The organism is Novosphingobium mathurense, assembly GCF_900168325.1.
GTDB classification, from domain to species: Bacteria; Pseudomonadota; Alphaproteobacteria; order Sphingomonadales; family Sphingomonadaceae; genus Novosphingobium; species Novosphingobium mathurense.
Genome location: NZ_FVZE01000001.1, coordinates 473,468 through 491,909, shown reverse-complemented (window position 1 = coordinate 491,909; position 18,442 = coordinate 473,468). Strand labels below are relative to the sequence as shown.

General features: G+C 64.3%; 19 protein-coding genes and 1 other RNA gene. 12 read left to right on the top strand and 8 right to left on the bottom strand.

What is annotated here, in order from left to right; genetic code table 11:
• The first annotated feature begins 17 nt into the window (after positions 1-17).
• Both purM and purN read left to right on the top strand, forming a co-directional pair.
• Positions 18-1,121: a phosphoribosylformylglycinamidine cyclo-ligase gene (gene purM, locus B5483_RS02455; RefSeq protein ID WP_079729370.1), complete on the top strand. Its 1,104-nt coding sequence runs from the start codon at positions 18-20 to the stop codon at positions 1,119-1,121.
• A 114-nt stretch (positions 1,122-1,235) separates the two neighbouring features.
• Positions 1,236-1,820: a phosphoribosylglycinamide formyltransferase gene (purN, locus tag B5483_RS02450; protein ID WP_079729369.1), complete on the top strand. Its 585-nt coding sequence runs from the start codon at positions 1,236-1,238 to the stop codon at positions 1,818-1,820.
• Positions 1,821-2,101: 281 nt separating this feature from the next.
• Here the strand turns inward: purN and ndk are convergent, their stop codons facing one another.
• The 3 genes from ndk to B5483_RS02435 all read right to left on the bottom strand — a co-directional run bounded on the left by ndk (position 2,102) and on the right by B5483_RS02435 (position 4,531).
• Positions 2,102-2,524 carry a nucleoside-diphosphate kinase gene (gene ndk, locus B5483_RS02445; RefSeq protein WP_013833239.1) on the bottom strand — a complete coding sequence of 141 codons (423 nt, stop codon included), beginning with the start codon at positions 2,522-2,524 and terminating at the stop codon, positions 2,102-2,104.
• 81 nt (positions 2,525-2,605) lie between these two features.
• The gene (locus tag B5483_RS02440; protein ID WP_054947467.1) at positions 2,606-3,043 is read right to left on the bottom strand and encodes a DNA polymerase III subunit chi; all 438 of its coding nucleotides are present in this window, start codon (positions 3,041-3,043) and stop codon (positions 2,606-2,608) included.
• Positions 3,044-3,067: 24 nt separating this feature from the next.
• A complete protein-coding gene (locus tag B5483_RS02435; protein WP_079729368.1) occupies positions 3,068-4,531 on the bottom strand; it encodes a leucyl aminopeptidase in 1,464 nt (487 codons plus the stop codon).
• Between the two features lie 108 nt (positions 4,532-4,639).
• Between B5483_RS02435 and B5483_RS02430 the strand changes: the two genes are divergently transcribed.
• The 4 genes from B5483_RS02430 (at position 4,640) to rsmA (ending at position 10,361) form a co-directional block, all read left to right on the top strand.
• Positions 4,640-6,919 carry an LPS-assembly protein LptD gene (locus B5483_RS02430; RefSeq protein ID WP_079729367.1) on the top strand — a complete coding sequence of 760 codons (2,280 nt, stop codon included), beginning with the start codon at positions 4,640-4,642 and terminating at the stop codon, positions 6,917-6,919.
• 240 nt (positions 6,920-7,159) lie between these two features.
• A complete protein-coding gene (locus tag B5483_RS02425; RefSeq protein ID WP_054945319.1) occupies positions 7,160-8,518 on the top strand; it encodes a peptidylprolyl isomerase in 1,359 nt (452 codons plus the stop codon).
• 20 nt (positions 8,519-8,538) lie between these two features.
• Positions 8,539-9,543 (top strand): 4-hydroxythreonine-4-phosphate dehydrogenase PdxA, encoded by a 1,005-nt coding sequence (pdxA, locus tag B5483_RS02420; protein ID WP_079729366.1) that lies wholly within the window; start codon positions 8,539-8,541, stop codon positions 9,541-9,543.
• On the top strand, positions 9,540-10,361 hold the full coding sequence (rsmA, locus tag B5483_RS02415) for a 16S rRNA (adenine(1518)-N(6)/adenine(1519)-N(6))-dimethyltransferase RsmA (RefSeq protein WP_079729845.1): 822 nt from the start codon (positions 9,540-9,542) through the stop codon (positions 10,359-10,361). The genes pdxA and rsmA overlap by 4 nt, the downstream gene beginning before the upstream one ends.
• Positions 10,362-10,393: 32 nt before the next feature.
• On the opposite strand, the gene B5483_RS02410 is transcribed toward rsmA, so the two are convergent.
• Positions 10,394-10,876: a PilZ domain-containing protein gene (locus B5483_RS02410; RefSeq protein ID WP_245828795.1), complete on the bottom strand. Its 483-nt coding sequence runs from the start codon at positions 10,874-10,876 to the stop codon at positions 10,394-10,396.
• A 67-nt stretch (positions 10,877-10,943) separates the two neighbouring features.
• Positions 10,944-13,058 carry a malate synthase G gene (locus B5483_RS02405; RefSeq protein ID WP_079729365.1) on the bottom strand — a complete coding sequence of 705 codons (2,115 nt, stop codon included), beginning with the start codon at positions 13,056-13,058 and terminating at the stop codon, positions 10,944-10,946.
• Between the two features lie 280 nt (positions 13,059-13,338).
• Between B5483_RS02405 and B5483_RS02400 the strand changes: the two genes are divergently transcribed.
• Complete coding sequence (locus B5483_RS02400; protein WP_079729364.1) at positions 13,339-13,623, top strand: hypothetical protein; 285 nt, start codon at positions 13,339-13,341, stop codon at positions 13,621-13,623.
• 90 nt (positions 13,624-13,713) lie between these two features.
• Here the strand turns inward: B5483_RS02400 and ssrA are convergent.
• Positions 13,714-14,057: a transfer-messenger RNA gene (ssrA, locus tag B5483_RS02395) on the bottom strand.
• A 33-nt stretch (positions 14,058-14,090) separates the two neighbouring features.
• Positions 14,091-14,534 (bottom strand): large conductance mechanosensitive channel protein MscL, encoded by a 444-nt coding sequence (gene mscL, locus B5483_RS02390; RefSeq protein ID WP_054945323.1) that lies wholly within the window; start codon positions 14,532-14,534, stop codon positions 14,091-14,093.
• Between the two features lie 148 nt (positions 14,535-14,682).
• Here mscL and B5483_RS02385 point away from each other — a divergent pair, with 148 nt between their 5' ends.
• From B5483_RS02385 to B5483_RS02365, 5 genes are read left to right on the top strand one after another with little or no spacing between them, the layout of a single operon-like run.
• Complete coding sequence (locus B5483_RS02385) at positions 14,683-15,303, top strand: LemA family protein (protein WP_079729363.1); 621 nt, start codon at positions 14,683-14,685, stop codon at positions 15,301-15,303.
• A 49-nt stretch (positions 15,304-15,352) separates the two neighbouring features.
• Positions 15,353-16,117: a TPM domain-containing protein gene (locus tag B5483_RS02380; protein WP_054945314.1), complete on the top strand. Its 765-nt coding sequence runs from the start codon at positions 15,353-15,355 to the stop codon at positions 16,115-16,117.
• A gap of 11 nt (positions 16,118-16,128) precedes the next feature.
• Positions 16,129-16,812, top strand: a complete 684-nt coding sequence (locus B5483_RS02375; protein ID WP_079729362.1) for a TPM domain-containing protein — start codon at positions 16,129-16,131, stop codon at positions 16,810-16,812.
• The gene (locus tag B5483_RS02370; protein ID WP_079729361.1) at positions 16,809-17,345 is read left to right on the top strand and encodes an NUDIX hydrolase; all 537 of its coding nucleotides are present in this window, start codon (positions 16,809-16,811) and stop codon (positions 17,343-17,345) included. Before B5483_RS02375 ends, B5483_RS02370 begins: the two co-directional genes overlap by 4 nt.
• 5 nt (positions 17,346-17,350) lie before the next feature.
• The gene (locus B5483_RS02365) at positions 17,351-17,545 is read left to right on the top strand and encodes a hypothetical protein (RefSeq protein ID WP_054945311.1); all 195 of its coding nucleotides are present in this window, start codon (positions 17,351-17,353) and stop codon (positions 17,543-17,545) included.
• 6 nt (positions 17,546-17,551) lie between these two features.
• Here B5483_RS02365 and mmsB read toward each other — a convergent pair whose 3' ends face one another.
• On the bottom strand, positions 17,552-18,421 hold the full coding sequence (mmsB, locus tag B5483_RS02360; RefSeq protein WP_079729360.1) for a 3-hydroxyisobutyrate dehydrogenase: 870 nt from the start codon (positions 18,419-18,421) through the stop codon (positions 17,552-17,554).
• Between the last annotated feature and the right edge of the window lie 21 nt (positions 18,422-18,442).

The following is an 18,442-nucleotide window of genomic DNA, read 5'->3' as shown; positions in this document are numbered from 1 at the left end:
CGCACTATGCGCGCGCAATGTCCGAAGATAACTCCTCGAAGAGCTATAGCTATGAGCAGGCCGGCGTTTCGATCGCGGCCGGCAATGCCCTTGTAAAAGCCATCGCCCCGCTGGCCAAAGCGACCGCCCGTCCCGGCGCGGACGCGGACCTCGGCGGCTTCGGTGGCTTCTTCGATCCGCGCGCGGCCGGGTACAGGGACCCGCTCCTTGTCGCGGCGAACGATGGCGTTGGCACCAAGGTCAAGCTGGCCATCGATCACGACCGTCACGACCACATCGGCATCGACCTTGTCGCCATGTGTGTGAACGACCTCATCGTACAGGGCGCTGAGCCCCTCTTCTTCCTCGACTACTTCGCCACCGGAAAGCTTGAGAACGGCGTCGCCGAACGCGTCGTGGCCGGCATTGCCGAAGGCTGCAAGATGTCGGGCTGCGCCCTCATCGGTGGCGAAACGGCCGAAATGCCCGGCATGTATGCCGCAGGCGACTACGACCTCGCAGGCTTCTGCGTCGGCGCTGTCGAGCGCGGCGAGCAGCTGACCGGCGACAAGGTTGCCAGCGGCGACGTGCTGCTGGGCCTGGCCTCCTCGGGCGTACACTCCAACGGCTATTCGCTGGTCCGCCGCCTTGCCGAAGACAAGGGCTGGAAGCTCGACCGCCCGGCCCTGTTCGATGCGGAAACCCTGCTGATCGACGCGCTGATCGCGCCGACGCGCATCTACGTGAAGAGCCTGCTGCCCTTCATCCGCTCGGGCCGCATCCACGCCCTCGCCCACATCACCGGCGGCGGTCTGCTGGAAAATATCCCGCGCGTACTGCCCAAGGGCCTTCATGCGCGCATCGACGCGGGCGCATGGCTGCAACCGCGCCTGATGGCGTTCCTCCAGGCGCAGGGCAACATCGAGCCCGGCGAAATGGCACGCACCTTCAACTGCGGCATCGGCATGGTCCTTGCCGTGGCCGCCGACGACGCGGCAGCACTCCAGGCCGACCTCGAAGCGGCGGGCGAGACCGTCCACGTCATCGGCGCGATCGAGCCGGGCGAGAAGGGCTGCACCGTGCAGGGCAAGGCCGAAGTCTGGTCCGCTCGCGAGAACTGGGAAGCCACGCACTTCGCTTGAGGCCGTCGAGGCCCTGAACGCATGGTGCGGTTCAGGGCCGAACCGCCGCAAGTCCGCGATGGAGGAAGAACGGATGCTGAAATCCCTTCAGCATGACGCGAACGGAAGTTTCGAATGATCCGCGAGAAGGTTGCCGTCCTCATTTCCGGCAGCGGCACCAACATGGCCGCACTGCTTTACGCGAGCCGGGCCGAGGACTGTCCTTTCGAGATCGTCCTGGTCGCCTCCAACGATCCGGCAGCCAAGGGTCTCGTGCTTGCCGAGGCTGAAGGCGTGCCGACCTTCGCCCTGTCTCACAAGGGCGTGGCACGCGCGGAACATGACAAGGCGATGGACGCTGCGATCCGCGAATCGGGTGCGCAGTGGGTCGCCCTTGCCGGGTACATGCGCATCCTCACACCCGAATTCGTCGCAGGATGGGAAGGCCGCATGGTCAACGTTCACCCTTCCCTGCTGCCCAAGTACACCGGGCTGCACACCCATGAACGGGCCATCGAGGCAGGCGATTCGCATGGTGGCGTAACCGTGCACCTCGTCACGGCAGAGCTCGACGACGGCCCGATCCTGGGCCAGACCCCGGTCGCGATCATTCCCGGCGATACGCCCGAAACACTCGCCGCGCGGGTCCTGATTGCCGAGCACCAGCTCTACTCACGCTGCCTCGCGCACCTCGTGACGGGCGACAAGAGCGCCCAATAGCCGCCTTTTGCGGCTCAGCATGAGCCTATCGCATGGCAACGAGTTGAAGCAATTGCACCGGCGCTGTGCCCGCGCTGATCTGCGCGGCGCCCGATGTGATCACTGCTGCGATGAACGACGCGCCGGCTACAATGATGAATGTCCTGCCGATCAAGACAAGCCTCCTCCAGTTCGGAATCGATTAGCTAACTATCGATTAACCGAACGATAGGCCGAGCCGCAAAGAAAAAGGCCGCCCGATTGGGCGGCCTTCGTCCATCTTGCGAAGAATTAATCGCCGATCAGCCGACGATCTCTTCCGGCTTGAAGAAGTAGGCGATCTCGATCGCGGCGTTCTCATCCGAATCCGAACCGTGGACCGAGTTGGCCTCGATCGATTCGGCGTAGGTCTTGCGGATGGTGCCTTCGGCGGCATCGGCCGGGTTGGTGGCGCCCATGACGTCGCGGTTGCGCTTCACGGCGTCTTCACCTTCGAGAACCTGAACCACGACCGGGCCCGAGATCATGAAGGAGACGAGGTCGTTGAAGAACGGGCGTTCCTTGTGGACGGCGTAGAAGCCCTCGGCCTGTTCCTGGGTCATCTGGATACGCTTGGAAGCAACGACGCGAAGGCCCGCTTCTTCCAGCATCTTGGTGACGCCGCCGGTCAGGTTGCGACGGGTGGCATCGGGCTTGATGATCGAAAAGGTGCGGGTAACCGCCATGTCAGGTTCCTTGCGAAGTATGGTATTTGGGAAAGTTGCGCGCGCCCCTAGCGGGGTTTCGGTTGCGCCGCAAGCATGCCTTTATCCGGCCTGGACCCAACGACCGCCTTCCTGCTTCCAGTAATAGTGCTCAACCCCTTCGCGGGCGCGCAGTTCGCGCCAGACGTTGCGGGCCCGCTGCACGGTCGAATCGTCGAAGAGATAGAAGGTTCGGGCGAAGGGCTCGATGCCTTCGCGCCACTGGCCATCGGCGATGGCCATGAACTTCGCCCCGTTGGCAGGCTGCGGCGCATCGGACAGCAGGATCGGCTGGCGATCCTCATGCCCGTCGCCCGCCTCGCCATTGGCAAGGAACGTTTCGGACCCGACAGACCACAGGGCCTGTCGGATCCGCTTGCGCTGCTCACCATCCGCGGAGACCACCAGGAGGCGCTCGCCCGACCCGATGACCTTGCCCGCGATCAGCGGCAGCGCGACTTCGGCAGGATCGCGGCTGAGCTGGTAGAAATCGACCCGCATCGGCCGCGTCCCTCCCCTGTCCGGTCAGGCTTCGAGCGTGTCGCGAACGAAGCGGTCGAGCAGGCGCACGCCATAGCCGGTCGCGCCCTTGTCCCACGTCGCGCCGGGCTTGTCGGTCCACACGGTGCCGGCGATGTCGAGGTGCGCCCACGGGGTATCGTTCTCGATGAAGCGCTTGAGGAACTGTGCCGCAGTGATCGAGCCGCCGAAGCGCGGGCCGACGTTCTTCATGTCGGCGATCTGGCTGTCGAGCATCTTGTCGTAGTTCGCGCCCATCGGCATGCGCCACAGGCGATCGCCCGAGGCATCGCCGGCCGCGGTCAGCTCGGCAGCGAGTTCGTCATTGTTCGAAAACAGGCCCGCATATTCGTGCGCCAGCGAGAGAATGATCGCACCGGTCAGCGTGGCAAGATCGACGATCTTGGCGGGGCTGTATTCCCGCTGCACCCAGGTCAGCGCGTCGCACAGGACGAGGCGGCCTTCAGCGTCGGTGTTGATGACCTCGATGGTCTGGCCCGAAAGCGAGGTGACCACGTCGCCGGGGCGCTGGGCATTGCCATCGGGCATGTTTTCGACCAGGCCGCAGATGCCCACGACATTGGCCTTGGCCTTGCGCAGCGCGAGGGCAAGCATGGTTCCGGCCACCGCACCGGCGCCGCCCATGTCCCACTTCATGTCTTCCATGCCCGCTGCAGGCTTGATGCTGATGCCGCCGGTATCGAACGTCACGCCCTTGCCGACGAAGGCAACGGGCTTGTCACCCTTGGCGCCGCCCATCCATTCCATCACCAGCAGGCGCGCCGGGCGAACCGAGCCCTGCGCCACGCCGAGCAGCGAGCCCATGCCCAACTCGGCCATTTCCTTGTCGTCGAGCACGCGGATCTTGATCCCGGTGCCGGCCATGCGCTTTTCGCAGCGGGCAACGAAACTTTCCGGATAGATCGTGTTGGCAGGCTCTGTCACCAGTTCGCGGGTGAAGGCAACGCCATCTGCCACCGCAGTCTCGACGTCCCAGGTGGCCGCGGTGCCGTCCGGAGCGCCGATCACCGAGATCGAAGCCAGCGTGGGCTTCGCTTCGTCGGACAGCTTGGTGCGATAGACGTCGTGGCGCCAGGAACGCAGCACGGCGCCGAGCAGCGCGCCGCTGGTTTCTTCGGCAGAGAGCCCGGCACCGGTAACGTCGAGCGCCAGTGCAGTCTCGCCGGAGGTCAGGTACTTCGCAACGACAGCCGCACCCGCCTTTTCAATGGCAGCGCGGCGATCTTTCGCCGAAGCGGCACCGATTCCCGCGAGGACCATGCGCACGACTTTGCCGTCACGCTCGACGAAACCTTCGAAGACCTGCCCGGCCTTGCCGGTGAAACGCGACTGCTTGGCACCCTCTGCCAGCACCGGTTCGAGATCGGCGGGCATCGCATCCTGGTTAACGAGGCGGGCCACGAGGCGTTCAGCGCTGGGGGTAGCCGCATCGAGGAACTGGATATTCATGGATTCTCCTGAATTTTTTTCATGCGATGGCGCCGTTGATTTCACAACTTGTGCGGTTCACCGCATCACTGGATTGCAGTTAGGCACCGGCGATGCGATAGGCAAGTGATGCTCCCCGCCGCGCAGATACCGCAGCAAGCCAGTCATCGCCGCTTGCGTCCCGTTTCGCTGGGCATCCTCGCCGCAGGAATCGCCACGTTCACGCTCGCCCCAGGCGCTTATGCACAGGATGCGGTCTCTTCAGCCGATACCGCGGCACCGGCCGGCACCGAAGAAAAGATTCCGATCGCCTTCGAGGCGGACACTGTCGAGTATGACCAGAACGCGGATTCGGTGACCGCCAGCGGTAATGTCGTGCTGCGGCGCGAACAGCAGTCGGTCCGTGCCGATAGCGTCACATGGAACCGCCAATCCGGCCAGATCGTCGCGAGCGGCAATGTCCGCCTCGTGGATGAGAACGGCAACCAACTCTATACCGACCGCATCGAGCTGACCGACGAGCTCAAGACCGGCGCCATGCAGAACCTGCTGCTCGCCATGCGCGAAGGCGGCCGGCTCGCCGCCGCCGATGGCGAACGGCTGCCCAATGGCGACGTGATCCTCAACAAGGCCGCCTATACCGGCTGCGACGTCGTCGACAGCCATGGATGCCCCAGGAAGCCCAGCTGGCGCATCGTCGCCAAGCAGGTGATCTACTCCGAGGATCGCCAGCGCATCCGCTTCAACGATGCGCGGCTCGAACTGTTCGGCGCGGTCCAGCTGCCCCTCCTGGGCCTGACCGTCAGCACCAACGGGCAGGCCGTGTCCGGATTCCTCGTCCCGGATTTCCGCCTCTCGCCCTCGAACGGCGTCGAGATCAGCGAATCGTACTACTGGAAGATCTCTGAGAACCGAGACCTCACGGCGACGGCCTATGCCTATACCAAGGCCGCACCGATGGCCTCGATCCAATACCGCGCGCTCACCGAAAGCGGTGCTTACCAGATCACCGGCTATGCCACGTCGAGCAACCGCATCCCGATCATCGGCACGACCGTGGGCACTGAAAGCGAAAGCGCCTTTCGCGGCTACATCTTCGCCAACGGCAAGTTCCAGATCGACGATAACTGGAGCGTGACGGCATCCATCCGGCGCGCCAGCGACCGCACTTTCCTGCGCCGCTACGACATCAGCCGCGACGACCGCCTGCGCTCCATCGTCAATGTCGAACGGATCGACCAGGACAGCTATCTCTCCTTCGCCGGCTATGCGACGCAGACCATGCAGTCGAGCCGCGACCAGGGGCAGATCCCGGTAGCCTTCCCGGTACTCGATTATCGGCGACGCTTCGACGATCCCGTCCTGGGCGGCAAGTTCGAGACCCAGATCAATACCCTCGGCATCAGCCGCAGCAACGGCCAGGACACCCAGCGCGCCTTCGCCAGTGCCCAATGGTCGCTGCGCAAGCTGACCTCGATGGGTCAGGAAGTCACGCTGACGGGTCTTGCGCGCGGCGATGTCTACCACTCGGACGAGAACGACAAGACGAGCACCGTGATCTACCGCGGTGAGCCGGGCTGGCAGACACGCGGCATCGCGACCGCCGCCCTCGACGTGAAATGGCCGCTGGTCGGCAAGGTCTTCGGCGGAACGCAGGTGCTGACCCCGCGCGTCCAGCTCGTCGCCACGCCGAAGGTCAGGAACCTCTCGATCCCGAATGAAGATGCGCGCGCGATCGAGCTTGAGGACAGCAACCTGTTCTCGCTCAACCGTTTCCCCGGCTACGACCGGATCGAGGACAGCGTGCGCTTCACCTATGGTCTCGACTGGCAGTTCGAAATGCCGCGCTGGCGGATCAGTTCGACCGTCGGCCAGTCGATCCGCCTGAGCAACAAGCCGACCCTGCTGCCCGATGGCACGGGCCTTACCAACAAGACCTCGGACATCGTCGGCCGCACCGAAGTGCGCTATCGCAACTTCCTCAAGGTGATCCACCGCTTCCGCGTCGACAAGGACAGCCTCGCGGTTCGCCGCAACGAGTTCGACGCCGTGGTCGGCAACAACGCGACCTATCTCGAGCTGGGCTACACCAAGCTCAACCGCGACATTTCCAGCCAGATCGAAGACCTTCAGGATCGCGAGGAAGTGCGCGCAGCGGGGCGCATCGCCTTTGCCAACTACTGGTCCGTGTTCGGCTCCGCGGTCGTCAACCTGACCGATCGCTCGGAAGACCCGATCTACGGCTCGAACGGCTTCCAGCCCCTGCGCACGCGACTTGGCGCCGCATACGAGGACGACTGCATGCAGATCGCCTTCACCTGGCGCCGCGACTACGAGGCCACCGGCGATGCCCGGAAAGGCAACTCCTTCCAGCTTCGCTTCAGCCTCAAGAACATCGGATTGCGATGAAGCTGGCCTGCCCTTTCCCGTCCCGGAAGACGTCCCTGAACGGAACTACGGGGAATTCCTCTGAATTGCGGGTGTAGAGGCGTTGGCAGGCCCGATCAAAGCCGCTATCGGGTTGGCTCATATTCGGTTAAGCCGCAGCACGGCAGGAGCAAATTCTGGTGCGGCGGGCACGTGCGACACCTGTCCCTGCCCCCGGAACACATCCGGTTAGGTCCGGTCGAAAACGGGATTGAGATTACGGTGCAAGCAATCAATCGCAGCAAGTTCATCAAGCAGGCGCTCCATTCGATTGGCGCTGCCATCGTCATCTCGGGAAGTCTCGCCGCCTCTGCTGCCAATGCGCAGTCGGCACCGCAAGGCCAGATCGTCATTCCCGATGACGTGAAGATGTTCGGCAACGACAATCCCAACATGCGCCGCGCAACCGCAGTGGTGAACGGCTCGGTCATCACCGGAACCGACGTCGACCAGCGCCTCGCGCTCGTGCTCGCCGCCAATCAGGGCAAGGTGAGCGACGAAGAAAAGAAGCGCCTGCGCTTGCAGGTCCTGCGCAACCTGATCGACGAAACCCTGCAGATCCAGGAAGCCAAGGCTTCGGACATCGACATCGCGCAGGCCGAGATCGACCAGTCCTACGCGCGCGTCGCCGCGCAGAACTTCAACCAGAATACCGACGCGATGGACGCCTACCTCAAGCGGATCGGCTCTTCGCCGGATTCGCTCAAGCGCCAGATCCGCGGCGAGCTGTCCTGGCAGCGCCTGCTCCAGCGCAACGTCGCGCCGTTCATCAACATCTCCGAAGATGAAGTGAACGAAGTGCTCGATCGCCTGAAGGCCTCGAAGGGCACCGAAGAGTACCGCCTCGGCGAAATCTACCTCGCCGCGACGCCCGAATCGCGGGACCAGGTCGGCCAGAACGCGATGCAGATCGTGCAGCAGCTGCGTGAAGGCGGCAGCTTCGTCGCATATGCCCGCCAGTACTCGCAGGCATCGACCGCAGCGGTCGGCGGCGACCTGGGCTGGATTCGCCTTGCCCAGCTCCCCGGCGAGCTCGCCGCAGCTGCGCGTGAAATGCAGACCGGCCAGCTCGTGGGCCCGATCGAGGTTCCCGGCGGTTTCTCGATCATCTACCTGATCGACAAGCGCCAGGTGCTGACCGCGGACCCGCGCGATGCGGTTCTCGCACTCAAGCAGATCTCGATGGACTTCCCCAAGGGCATCAGCGAAGCGCAGGCCGGTGCGAAGGCCGAGGCCTTCGCCAAGGCAATCAGCGCGGCCAAGGGCTGCGGTGACGTGGAGAAGGTCGCAGCCGGGATCGGCGCCCAGGTCGTCGCCAACGACCAGGTGCGTGCCCGCGACCTGCCCGGTCCGATCCAGAACGCCATTCTCCAGCTATCGCCCGGCGAGACGCTTCCACCGTTCGGCTCGGTCGAAGACGGCGTGCGCATCCTCATGCTCTGCGGTCGTGACGACCCGCAGGTCGACAGCGGTCCCAGCTTTGACCAGCTCATGTCGCAGATGGAAGACGAGCGCATCAACAAGCGCGCCCAGATGTACCTGCGCGACCTTCGGCGTGACGCAATCATCGAGTACAACTGACCTGCGAAGGAGCGGCTGACATGGCCCTTGCGGCCCCGCTCGCGATATCGCTGGGCGACCCTGCCGGCATCGGTCCGGAGCTGATCGCCGAAGCATGGACCAAACGCGAAACGGCGGGCCTCGCCCCGTTCTTCGTCGTGGGCGGTGCCGACGTTTTGACGGCCGCCGCACGCACGCGCGGGCTCGACCTGCCCGTGTCCCGCATCACCGAACCGTCACAGGCCCATGCGGCTTTCGCCGTCGGCCTGCCGGTTCTGGGCGATGAGGACTGCAATCCGACTTTCGGATCGCCTGACATCGCAGGCGCAGCGCTCGCACTCCATTCGCTGGCGACAGCGGCCGCACTCGCCAGTTCGGGCGAGGCCGGCGGCGTCGTGACCGGGCCGATTGCCAAATCGAAGCTGGCCGTAGTCGGCTTCACCCAGCCCGGGCAGACCGAATTTCTCGCCGATGCCTGCGGCCTGCCGCATGAGGACGCGGTGATGATGCTTGCCGGTCCATCGCTGCGCACGGTGCCGCTCACGGTCCATACCGCCCTTTCGCAGGTGCCTCGCCTGCTGACGCATGACCTCATCGTCCAACGCTCGCGGATCGTCGCCCGTTCGCTGGCCCGCGATTTCGGTCTCGCCCATCCGCGCCTGGCGATCACCGGGCTCAACCCCCACGCCGGGGAAGACGGGCGCATGGGCGATGAAGAACAGCGGATCATCCGTCCCGCCATCGAGGCACTAAGGGCAGAGGGGCTCGCCGTAACCGGTCCCCACCCCGCAGACGCCCTCTTCGCCGCCCACGAACGCAACGGTTATGACGTCGCCCTGTGCATGTACCACGATCAGGCGCTGATCCCGATCAAGACACTCGACTTCGATCAGGGCGTCAACGTCACGCTGGGCCTGCCGATCATCCGCACTTCGCCCGATCACGGGACGGCCTTCGCCATTGCCGGGAAGAACACGGCCAGCCCGGGCGCGATGATCGCGGCCATCCGCATGGCCGGCGAATGCGCAGCCAGGCGGGCGGCATGACCACCCTGCCCCCCTTGCGCGAAGTCATCGCCAGGCACGGCCTCTCCGCCTCCAAGGCACTGGGCCAGAATTTCCTGTTCGACGAGCAGTTGCTCGACCGCATCGCCGCCATTCCCGGATCTCTGGAAGGGCACAATGTCCTTGAAGTCGGGCCCGGACCGGGCGGCCTGACCCGCGCCCTGCTGCGGGCCGGCGCGCAAGTCACCGCGATCGAAATGGACCGTCGCTGCCTTCCGGCACTGGCCGAAGTCGAGCAGGCGTTTCCGGGCAAGCTCAAGGTGATCGAAGGCGACGCGATGAAGATCGCCCCGGCCAGCCTGTTCGATGGCCCCTATCACATCGTCGCAAACCTGCCCTACAACGTCGGCACCGCGCTGTTCACCGGCTGGCTCTCCAGCGAAGCGTGGCCACCGCAGTGGCAGTCCCTGACCCTGATGTTCCAGGAAGAAGTCGCCCGCCGCATCGTCGCCGAAGCGAACACTTCCGCCTACGGCCGCCTCGCCGTACTGGCGCAGTGGCGTTCCAGGGCGAAGCTGTCGATGAAGGTGCATCGCAGCGCCTTCACTCCGCCACCCAAGGTCATGTCGGCCATCGTCCACGTGACGCCGGGCACGGCTCCCGAAGGCGTTTCGATGCGGGTGCTGGAACGCGTGACCGAAGCCGCCTTCGGCCAGCGCCGCAAGATGCTGCGTCAGAGCCTCAAGGGCGTGCCCGATGCGCTGGCGGCGCTCGACAAGCTGGGGATCGATCCGCAGCGCCGTGCAGAGACGCTCAGCGTGGCCGAGTTCGTGGCCATTGCGCGCGAACTGACGCCTTAGCTCGCCAGGCGCCGGTTGCTGGCGGCACGCGCCTAGTCCCAGTCGTGCGTGGATAGCGCCAGGTCGGTGGTCTCTTCCAACGCCTCACCGCTTCCCATCCGCGCGATCACGAGAGTGCTGCCGCCCAGCAGCGCGGCAAGCACAACCAGTTGCACTGCGCGCGACCTGACGAACGACCTCCAGCCCGAACCTGCAGAAATGCCCCTGACTTCCCGCTCCGTCATGCGCGATACGGGCACCGCTATACCTTTCACGAAGTCCGGCACCCTGATCTCGTCCTTGAGAGCGATACCGCAGCGATCGCCATGCGACCAGCGTACACGGCCGGGCAGCGAATGCTCGCCGATCTCGACCTTGACCCGGCCCCCCTTGGCTGGCGGATCGACCATCATTGCCATGAGCCCGCGCGACGACGCATTGCCGACCATCGCATCGCAATCGCGGTCGTTGACGCGGACGCGCACCATCAATGCCGCGGGCTCGCGCCGTTCCATTCGTTCTTTGCGGAAGAACATGATCCTCCCCCCATCTTGCACCATCATGCAGGATGGGGGGATTCGTTTAGGATTTTACTAAGGCAACCTAGGCAGTCACCAGCGCTGACTTCTTCTTCAGGCGCCAGGCGTGCAGCAGCGGCTCGGTATAGCCGTTGGGCTGCTCGACACCCTTGAAGACAAGGTCACAGGCGGCCTTGAAGGCAAGGCTGGTGTTCCAGTTGCCTGCCATCGGCTCATAGAGCGGATCGCCGGCATTCTGGGCATCGACCTTCTCGGCCATCCGCTTCATCGCGTCCATGACCTGCGCTTCGGTGCACACGCCGTGCAACAGCCAGTTGGCCATGTGCTGGCTGGAAATGCGCAAGGTCGCCCGGTCTTCCATCAGGCCGACGTCGTTGATATCCGGAACCTTGGAGCAGCCGACGCCCTGGTCGATCCAACGCACGACGTAGCCGAGCAGGCCCTGCGCATTGTTCTCCAGTTCCTCGCGCACTTCGTCCTCGGACCAGTTGGCGCCGTCGGCCAGCGGAACCTGCAACAGCTGGTCGAGGTCCGGGATCTCCTCGCCGGCCATGCCTTCGCGCAGGCCGAACACGTCGACCTCGTGGTAATGCATGGCGTGGAGCGTCGCGGCCGTGGGCGACGGAACCCAGGCAGTGTTGGCGCCGGTCCTGGGGTGGCCGACCTTCTGCTCCATCATGTCGCGCATCATGTCGGGCGCAGCCCACATGCCCTTGCCGATCTGGGCGATGCCCGAAAGGCCGTGCCTGAGACCGATGGCGACATTGCGCTTCTCGTAGGCGGCGATCCAGGTCGAGCCCTTGATGGCGCTCTTGCGGATCATCGGACCGGCCCGCATCGAGGTGTGGATCTCATCACCGGTACGGTCGAGGAAGCCGGTGTTGATGAAGACGATACGGTCCTTCACCGCATGGATGCAGGCGGCGAGGTTGGCCGAAGTGCGGCGCTCCTCGTCCATGACGCCGACTTTGACCGTGTTGCGCGGCAGCTGCAGAAAATCCTCAACTGCATCGAACAAGTCATTGGTAAAGTTGCACTCTTCAGGGCCGTGCATCTTCGGCTTGACGATATAGATGCTGCCCTTGCGGCTGTTGCCGTAGCGGGTCATGCCCTTGACGTCCTGCGCCGAGATCGCGCTGGTGATCACCGCGTCCATGATGCCCTCGGGGATCTCGCTGCCATCGGACAGGAGGATCGCCGGATTGGTCATGAGATGGCCGACATTACGCACGAACAACAGGCTGCGACCCGGCAGTTCCTGCGCCTCGCCGGTCGGAACGGTGACGACCTTGTTGGCCGCCAGCTCGCGCGTCAGGGTTTGGCCGCCCTTTTCGAAAGTGTCGGTCAGGTCGCCGCGGATCACGCCCAGCCAGTTCGAATAGGCGAGGACCTTGTCCTCGGCATCGACGGCCGCGACCGAATCCTCGAGGTCGACGATGGTCGTCAGCGCCGCTTCGAGGACGATGTCTGAAATACCGGCCTTGTCGGTCGCGCCGACCTGGCTCGAGGGATCGACGACGACCTCGATATGCAGGCCGTTCGACCTGAACAGGCGGCCCTTGAGCGTTTCGCCGACGTACCGGTCGGGATCGGCCAGGGTGACGTCCAGGTTCTCGACGTCGGACCAGCTTCCCGAAGCCAGCGGCAATGCCATGTCGAGGAACCTGCGTCCTTCGGCGATGACGGCGGCGCCGCGAACCGGATCGTAGCCCTTGCCCTGCGCGGGCGCGGCGTCGAGCGCATCGGTCCCGTAGAATGCGTCATAGAGGCTGCCCCAGCGCGCATTGGCGGCGTTGAGCAGGAAGCGCGCGTTGAGTACGGGCACGACGAGCTGCGGCCCGGCCATCGTGGCGATCTCGGGATCGACGTTCTGCGTTCCTATTGAAAAGCCTTCCGGCTCGGGAACGAGATAGCCGATTTCCTTCAGGAACGCCTGATACTCGCCCTGCTCGATCGGCTTGCCGCCACGCGACATGTGCCAGGCGTCGATCTGCGCCTGGAGGTGGTCGCGTTTTTCGAGCAGCTCCCTGTTGCGGGACGCGAAGCGTGACAGGAGCTGGGCAAAGCCGCTCCAGAACGAATCCCTATCCTGCCCGATGGGTGCGAGGACCTTCTCCTCGACGAAAGCCGCCAATCCGGCGTCGACCTGGAGGCCCGAACGTTCAACCCTTTGCGTCATCTTTCCTCACACTTCCTGGCCGCACGCACGAAACCAACGCGCCGTGCGATCATTGTAGATTACCAAGACTGTCCTGGGGAAGGATGCCTTGCCCTATGACGCATGGGCCGGAGATTGGCAACAGGGACTATCGTGTGGGCCCTGCGTCACCGTCGGCCTCAAGCCTTGGGGATCGCGTCGGAATCACTTACACTTCAGAATTCGGTAACCATCACATGGACCGGAAACCGGGGACTGGCACAAAGGTTGCTAAGAGGTAAACGAGAAAAAGAGGATCGAAATGTTCAGGAAAATCGCCCGCCTCTTCGTGATCAAAACCCGCTGGGAAGCGTATATGATCATCTATGCGCTTGCGCTGGGAGCGATCGAGCGCGGCAGCGTCTACCTCACCCGGTTTCCCGGATTCGGCGGCAAGCTCCTGTTCCTCGCCTGCACCGGTTCGGTGTTCATGGCCGGCGCCAAGATCCTCGACTGCCTGAAATACGAAAAGGCCGAGCGCGATGGCGGAGCGGCGCAGACGGTCCAGACGGCTCCCCTGCCCGAAGACCGGCTCGAGGCGGCCTGACGACCCGGGACGAAACCGGCACCGGCCAAATTCCTGATCCAATCCGAATGAAGTGGGGTGTTTCTGTTGCCAGGTACACCCCGAACCCCTGGAATCCGCTTCTGTTGACCGGTGGGTCCAACCGCGTTCTAGCTTTGTAACTTCAGGCCGTTAGGCCCTAGAATTACGCGGCGAGAGCAAGTGCTTCGTTGTCGTTGGCACTTATGAGTTTTGAGCCTTGAACGGGTTACTCAGCCCGGACGAAAACACCGCTTTTCAACACACGTCGATCCTAGTTCGGCCCCGTCATCAACGCCGCCTTGGCGAGGCTGGTGGTGGAGCCGCCGGGTACCGCCCCCGGGTCCGCTGTGCCTATTGCACGCCGCAATTTATCGTCATAGCCGACCGAAGCCGGCACTGCCCCATATAGGCGATCAAACGTGAATGTGAAGTGAGCAAGCTGCGGGAAACGCGAAGTTCCCCAGCATTCAGCCGCGCTTCTTCAATTCGTCGCGAATTTCGGTGAGCAGTTCGATCTCGCTCGGACCGGCAGGCGCAGGCGCCGCCTCTTCTTCTTTCTTTTCAAGAGCTTCCATAAGGCGGTTCACATAGCGCACCATGAGGAAGATGATGAAGGCGAGGATCAGGAAGTTGATCACGGCAGTAACGAAGGCACCATAGCCGATCATCGCCGCACCGGCTTCCTTGAGGGCTGCATAGTCGTCCATCGCGCCCGCATAGCCGTCGGGCGTGCTCAGCAGGATGAAGTGGTTGGAGAAATCCGCGCCGCCGAAGATCGCGCCGACAAGCGGCATGATCACTTCGTCGGTGAGCGATTTCACGATCGCCCCGAAGGCCGCGCCGATGATGACGCCGACCGCCAGGTCCATAACATTGCCCTTGGCGATGAATTTCTTGAATTCCTGAAACATCCAGACCTCCCGGGTGCGGTTTTCGCAGGATCCTGTCATCGCAACCGGTCATTACGCCGGTCAAGTCCTTGAACCGCCACTGTGCACCGCTACATTCCCTCCGGTGATGACCGCCCCCCTTTGCGGTCGTTGAGGAGTAGCGAACACCATGTCAGCTTCGAACACCCCGGTCGGGAAGCTCTCGCGCATCGGCCGCCATGCGCTCGTGACGATTGCCGCGATGAGCCTGGCCGCCTGCGGCTTCAACTCTGTCCCGACCAAGCAGGAGGCTGCGAAGGCCAAGTGGGCCGACGTGCAGGCCGCGTTCCAGGAACGCGCGAACCTCGTCCCGAACCTCGCCGCCGTTGCCAAGGGCGCAGCCGAGCAGGAGAAGGCGATCCTCACCGGTGTCGTCGAAGCGCGCGCCAAGGCGACTTCGATCCAGGTCACTGCGGACGACCTCAACGATCCGGCCAAGATGCAGCAGTTCCAGCAGGCACAGGCCAACCTCGGCGCGAACCTGGGCCGCCTGCTCGCCAGCTTCGAGGCCTATCCGGATCTCAAGTCCATCACCAACTACCAGATGCTGCAGAGCCAGCTGGAGGGGCAGGAAAACCGCATCCGCATTTCCGTGCGCGACTACAATGCGGCCGTGCAGGACTATAACACCGAGGTCCGCACCTTCCCGACGATGATCGGCGCCAAGCTGCGCGGTGCGGATCCGCTGGTGCCTTATCAGGCGGCAACCCCGGGCGCCGAAGTCGCCCCGAGCCTCGAAGGCAAGATGTAATCCGGTGACACGCTTGCGGTTCACCGCCCCGACACTCGCCCTCGCCCTTATGCTGGCCCTCTGCGCCGTGCTCGTCCCACAGGCGAGCCAGGCGCAGGAGTTTCCCAAGCTGACCGGCCGCGTCGTCGACGATGCCGACGTGATTCCCCCTGCAGAGGAGGCACGCCTCACGCAGAAGCTGGCCGCGCTGGAAAAGCAGTCGCAGCGCCAGCTCGTCGTCGCAACCCTTCCCAGTCTGCAGGGTTACGACATTGCCGACTATGGCTACCAGCTTGGCCGCAAGTGGGGAATCGGCCAGAAGGGCGACGACAACGGCGCCCTGCTCATCATCGCCCCCAACGAACGCAAGCTGCGCATCGAAGTGGGCTACGGCCTCGAACCGGTGTTGACCGATGGCATGAGCTTCCTGATCATCAACAAGGTGATCGTGCCCAAGTTCAAGGCTGGCGACATGGCCGGCGGTATCGAGGCGGGTACCGACGCGATCATCAACCAGCTTACCCTTCCGCCGGAGGAAGCCCAGAAAATTGCCGCACAGGCCGATCAGCAGCGCGAAAGTAGCGGCGGGCCTCCACTCGGCGTCATCGTGTTCATCATCGTCGTAACGGCAGTCATCGTCATGCCGATGGCGAACGAGGCACGCGGCTTCGGACGGCGTCGGCGCAGCGGCATGGGGCCGTTCATCTGGTTGCCGGGCGGCTTCGGCGGAAACGACGATCACTGGGGCGGCGGCGGTGGCGGCTTCGGCGGCGGAGGAGGTTTCTCCGGCGGTGGCGGCAGCTTCGGCGGCGGCGGTTCGAGCGGAAGCTGGTAGCGGAGATAGAGATGCCCTCACCCACCTACCTTTCCGAGCAGGACCACGTCCGGATCAGCGCCGCCGTGACGCAGGCCGAACTGCAGAGCGCCGGCGAGATCGTGACGATCCTGGCCGACCGCTCCGACGGCTATACCGACATCGCACTGGCATGGGCCGCGCTCGCGGCCCTGCTCGCGCTTTGCGCACTGGCAATCGCGCCCGATTTCTACATCGGCCTCTATGACCGGCTCATCGCCGACTGGGGCCACCAATGGAGCCCGCGCGCGCTATTCACGCTGGCGGCCGGGATTGCGACGCTCAAGTTCGCCGCGGTTCTGTTCATCCAGTTCTGGCAGCCGCTCAAGTTCTGGCTGATCCCCCCGCCGGTGAAGACCGCGCGGGTGCATGAACGCGCGATCCGCGCTTTCCGGATCGGCGCGGAACGCCGCACAATGGGTCGTACCGGCGTACTGTTCTATCTCTCCATGCGCGAACACCGCGCCGAGATCGTCGCCGACGAAGCGATCGCCACCAAGGTCGATCCCGAAGTCTGGGGCGAGGCGATGAGCGCGATGCTCGCCCATGTCCGCGAAGGCCGCATCGCCGACGGCATGTGCGCGGCGGTAGAGAAGGTCGGCGCGATCGTGGCTCCGCACTTCCCCCGCGCAGACGACGACGTAAACGAAATCCCCGACAGGTTGATCGAAGTATGACTGCAGATGCCGATGCCCCCGAAGAGATCATGTGGGAGGGGCGCTTCATCACCACCAAGCGCCGCGGCCGCTGGGAATATGTCGGCCGCGCGCGTGGCATCCATGCGGCCGTGATCCTGGCCGTCGATGAGGACGATCACGTCATTCTCGTCGACCAGTACCGCGTTCCGCTGGGCCGCCGCTGCATCGAACTTCCCGCCGGACTTGTCGGCGATCATGACGACCACGAAGGCGAAGATCCCTCCATCGCCGCGGCGCGCGAACTGGAAGAAGAAACCGGCTATCATGCCGGCCGCATGGAAAAGGTCGGCGAGTTCTACTCCTCGCCCGGCATGGTGAGCGAGAGCTTCACGCTGTTTCGCGCGCACGATCTGGTCAAGGTCGGCGAAGGCGGCGGCGTCGACAGCGAGGACATCGTCGTCCACCGCGTGCCCGTGTCGGGCATCGAGAAGGCCATCGCCGCCTATCGCAAGGACGGCTATGCGATCGACGTGAAGATCCTCTCGCTGCTCGGCCCCCGCCTGCTCGGCTGAGCGCGGTGCGCACCCGCCCGGGCATCTGCCGGCGCAAGGCGCGCTATGCCAGCGAGGAGGAAGCGCTGCGCGTGGCCGAGAAGGCGCCCTTCCCGCTGCGCCCCTATCGCTGCGAACTGTGCCGGCAATTCCACCTGACCAGCCGCACCAAGGGCATGCGCCTGCCGCGTTTCGAGATCGAACGGCGGCAGGCGAAATAAGTCAGGTCAAAGCGTCGTGAAGATGGCGCCGAAGTCCTTGCCGCCGTTTCCGGCTTCCACGAAAGCCTCGTAGATCGCCTTGGCGTGCTCGCCCATGGGAACGGAAGCCCCCGCGGTCTGCGCGCCTTCCATGGCAAGGCGCAGGTCCTTGAGCATGAGGGCCGAAGCAAAGCCGCCCTGATAGCCGTTGTCGGCCGGGCTGGTCGCTCCCACTCCGGGAGCCGGGGTATAGTCGTTGAGCGACCAGTTGTAGCCGGTCGACTTCGAGCTGATCTCGTAGAACTTCTGCGGATCGAGCCCGGCCTTCTCGGCCAGGGCCAGCGCTTCGCAAGTGCCGATCATGTGGATTGCCAGCAGCATGTTGTTGCACATCTTGGCAACCTGGCCGCTGCCGATCGCACCGGCGTGGATCACCGCCTTGGCCATCGGCTCAAGCACGGTCCGGGCCTTCTCGAAAGCCGCATCGCTCCCGCCGACCATGAAAGTCAGCGTACCGCCGTTGGCCGCCGCGATCCCGCCCGATACCGGAGCATCGACCATCTGGTAGCCCGCTGCATCGGCAAGTCCGGCAACTTCGCGCGCGGTGGCAAGATCGATCGTCGAACAGTCGAGGAACAGAGCGCCTTCAGGCGCCTTGCCGATCACGTCCTTGGTATAGACGCCCTTCACGATCGCGCCGTTGGGCAGCATCGTGACGACCGCATCCACTCCGGCGACGGCATCGGGCACCGCCGAATAGGTCGCGCAGCCATGTTCGGCCGCCTTGGCCAGCGCGTCTTCGGACAAGTCGAAGGCGTGGACTTCATGGCCCGCCTTGACGAGGTTCGCGGCCATGCCGCCGCCCATGTTGCCAAGGCCGATGAATGCGATCTTCATGTCATGCTCCCAAAACTGCAT

Excerpts from the sequence above, each read along its gene's own strand:
- purM (WP_079729370.1), top strand. The coding sequence starts at position 18 with ATGTCCGAAGATAACTCCTCGAAGAGCTATAGCTATGAGCAGGCCGGC.
- purN (WP_079729369.1), top strand. The coding sequence starts at position 1,236 with ATGATCCGCGAGAAGGTTGCCGTCCTCATTTCCGGCAGCGGCACCAAC.
- ndk (WP_013833239.1), bottom strand. The coding sequence starts at position 2,524 with ATGGCGGTTACCCGCACCTTTTCGATCATCAAGCCCGATGCCACCCGT.
- B5483_RS02440 (WP_054947467.1), bottom strand. The coding sequence starts at position 3,043 with ATGCGGGTCGATTTCTACCAGCTCAGCCGCGATCCTGCCGAAGTCGCG.
- B5483_RS02435 (WP_079729368.1), bottom strand. The coding sequence starts at position 4,531 with ATGAATATCCAGTTCCTCGATGCGGCTACCCCCAGCGCTGAACGCCTC.
- B5483_RS02430 (WP_079729367.1), top strand. The coding sequence starts at position 4,640 with ATGCTCCCCGCCGCGCAGATACCGCAGCAAGCCAGTCATCGCCGCTTG.
- pdxA (WP_079729366.1), top strand. The coding sequence starts at position 8,539 with ATGGCCCTTGCGGCCCCGCTCGCGATATCGCTGGGCGACCCTGCCGGC.
- rsmA (WP_079729845.1), top strand. The coding sequence starts at position 9,540 with ATGACCACCCTGCCCCCCTTGCGCGAAGTCATCGCCAGGCACGGCCTC.
- B5483_RS02410 (WP_245828795.1), bottom strand. The coding sequence starts at position 10,876 with ATGTTCTTCCGCAAAGAACGAATGGAACGGCGCGAGCCCGCGGCATTG.
- B5483_RS02405 (WP_079729365.1), bottom strand. The coding sequence starts at position 13,058 with ATGACGCAAAGGGTTGAACGTTCGGGCCTCCAGGTCGACGCCGGATTG.
- B5483_RS02400 (WP_079729364.1), top strand. The coding sequence starts at position 13,339 with ATGTTCAGGAAAATCGCCCGCCTCTTCGTGATCAAAACCCGCTGGGAA.
- mscL (WP_054945323.1), bottom strand. The coding sequence starts at position 14,534 with ATGTTTCAGGAATTCAAGAAATTCATCGCCAAGGGCAATGTTATGGAC.
- B5483_RS02385 (WP_079729363.1), top strand. The coding sequence starts at position 14,683 with ATGTCAGCTTCGAACACCCCGGTCGGGAAGCTCTCGCGCATCGGCCGC.
- B5483_RS02380 (WP_054945314.1), top strand. The coding sequence starts at position 15,353 with ATGCTGGCCCTCTGCGCCGTGCTCGTCCCACAGGCGAGCCAGGCGCAG.
- B5483_RS02375 (WP_079729362.1), top strand. The coding sequence starts at position 16,129 with ATGCCCTCACCCACCTACCTTTCCGAGCAGGACCACGTCCGGATCAGC.
- B5483_RS02370 (WP_079729361.1), top strand. The coding sequence starts at position 16,809 with ATGACTGCAGATGCCGATGCCCCCGAAGAGATCATGTGGGAGGGGCGC.
- mmsB (WP_079729360.1), bottom strand. The coding sequence starts at position 18,421 with ATGAAGATCGCATTCATCGGCCTTGGCAACATGGGCGGCGGCATGGCC.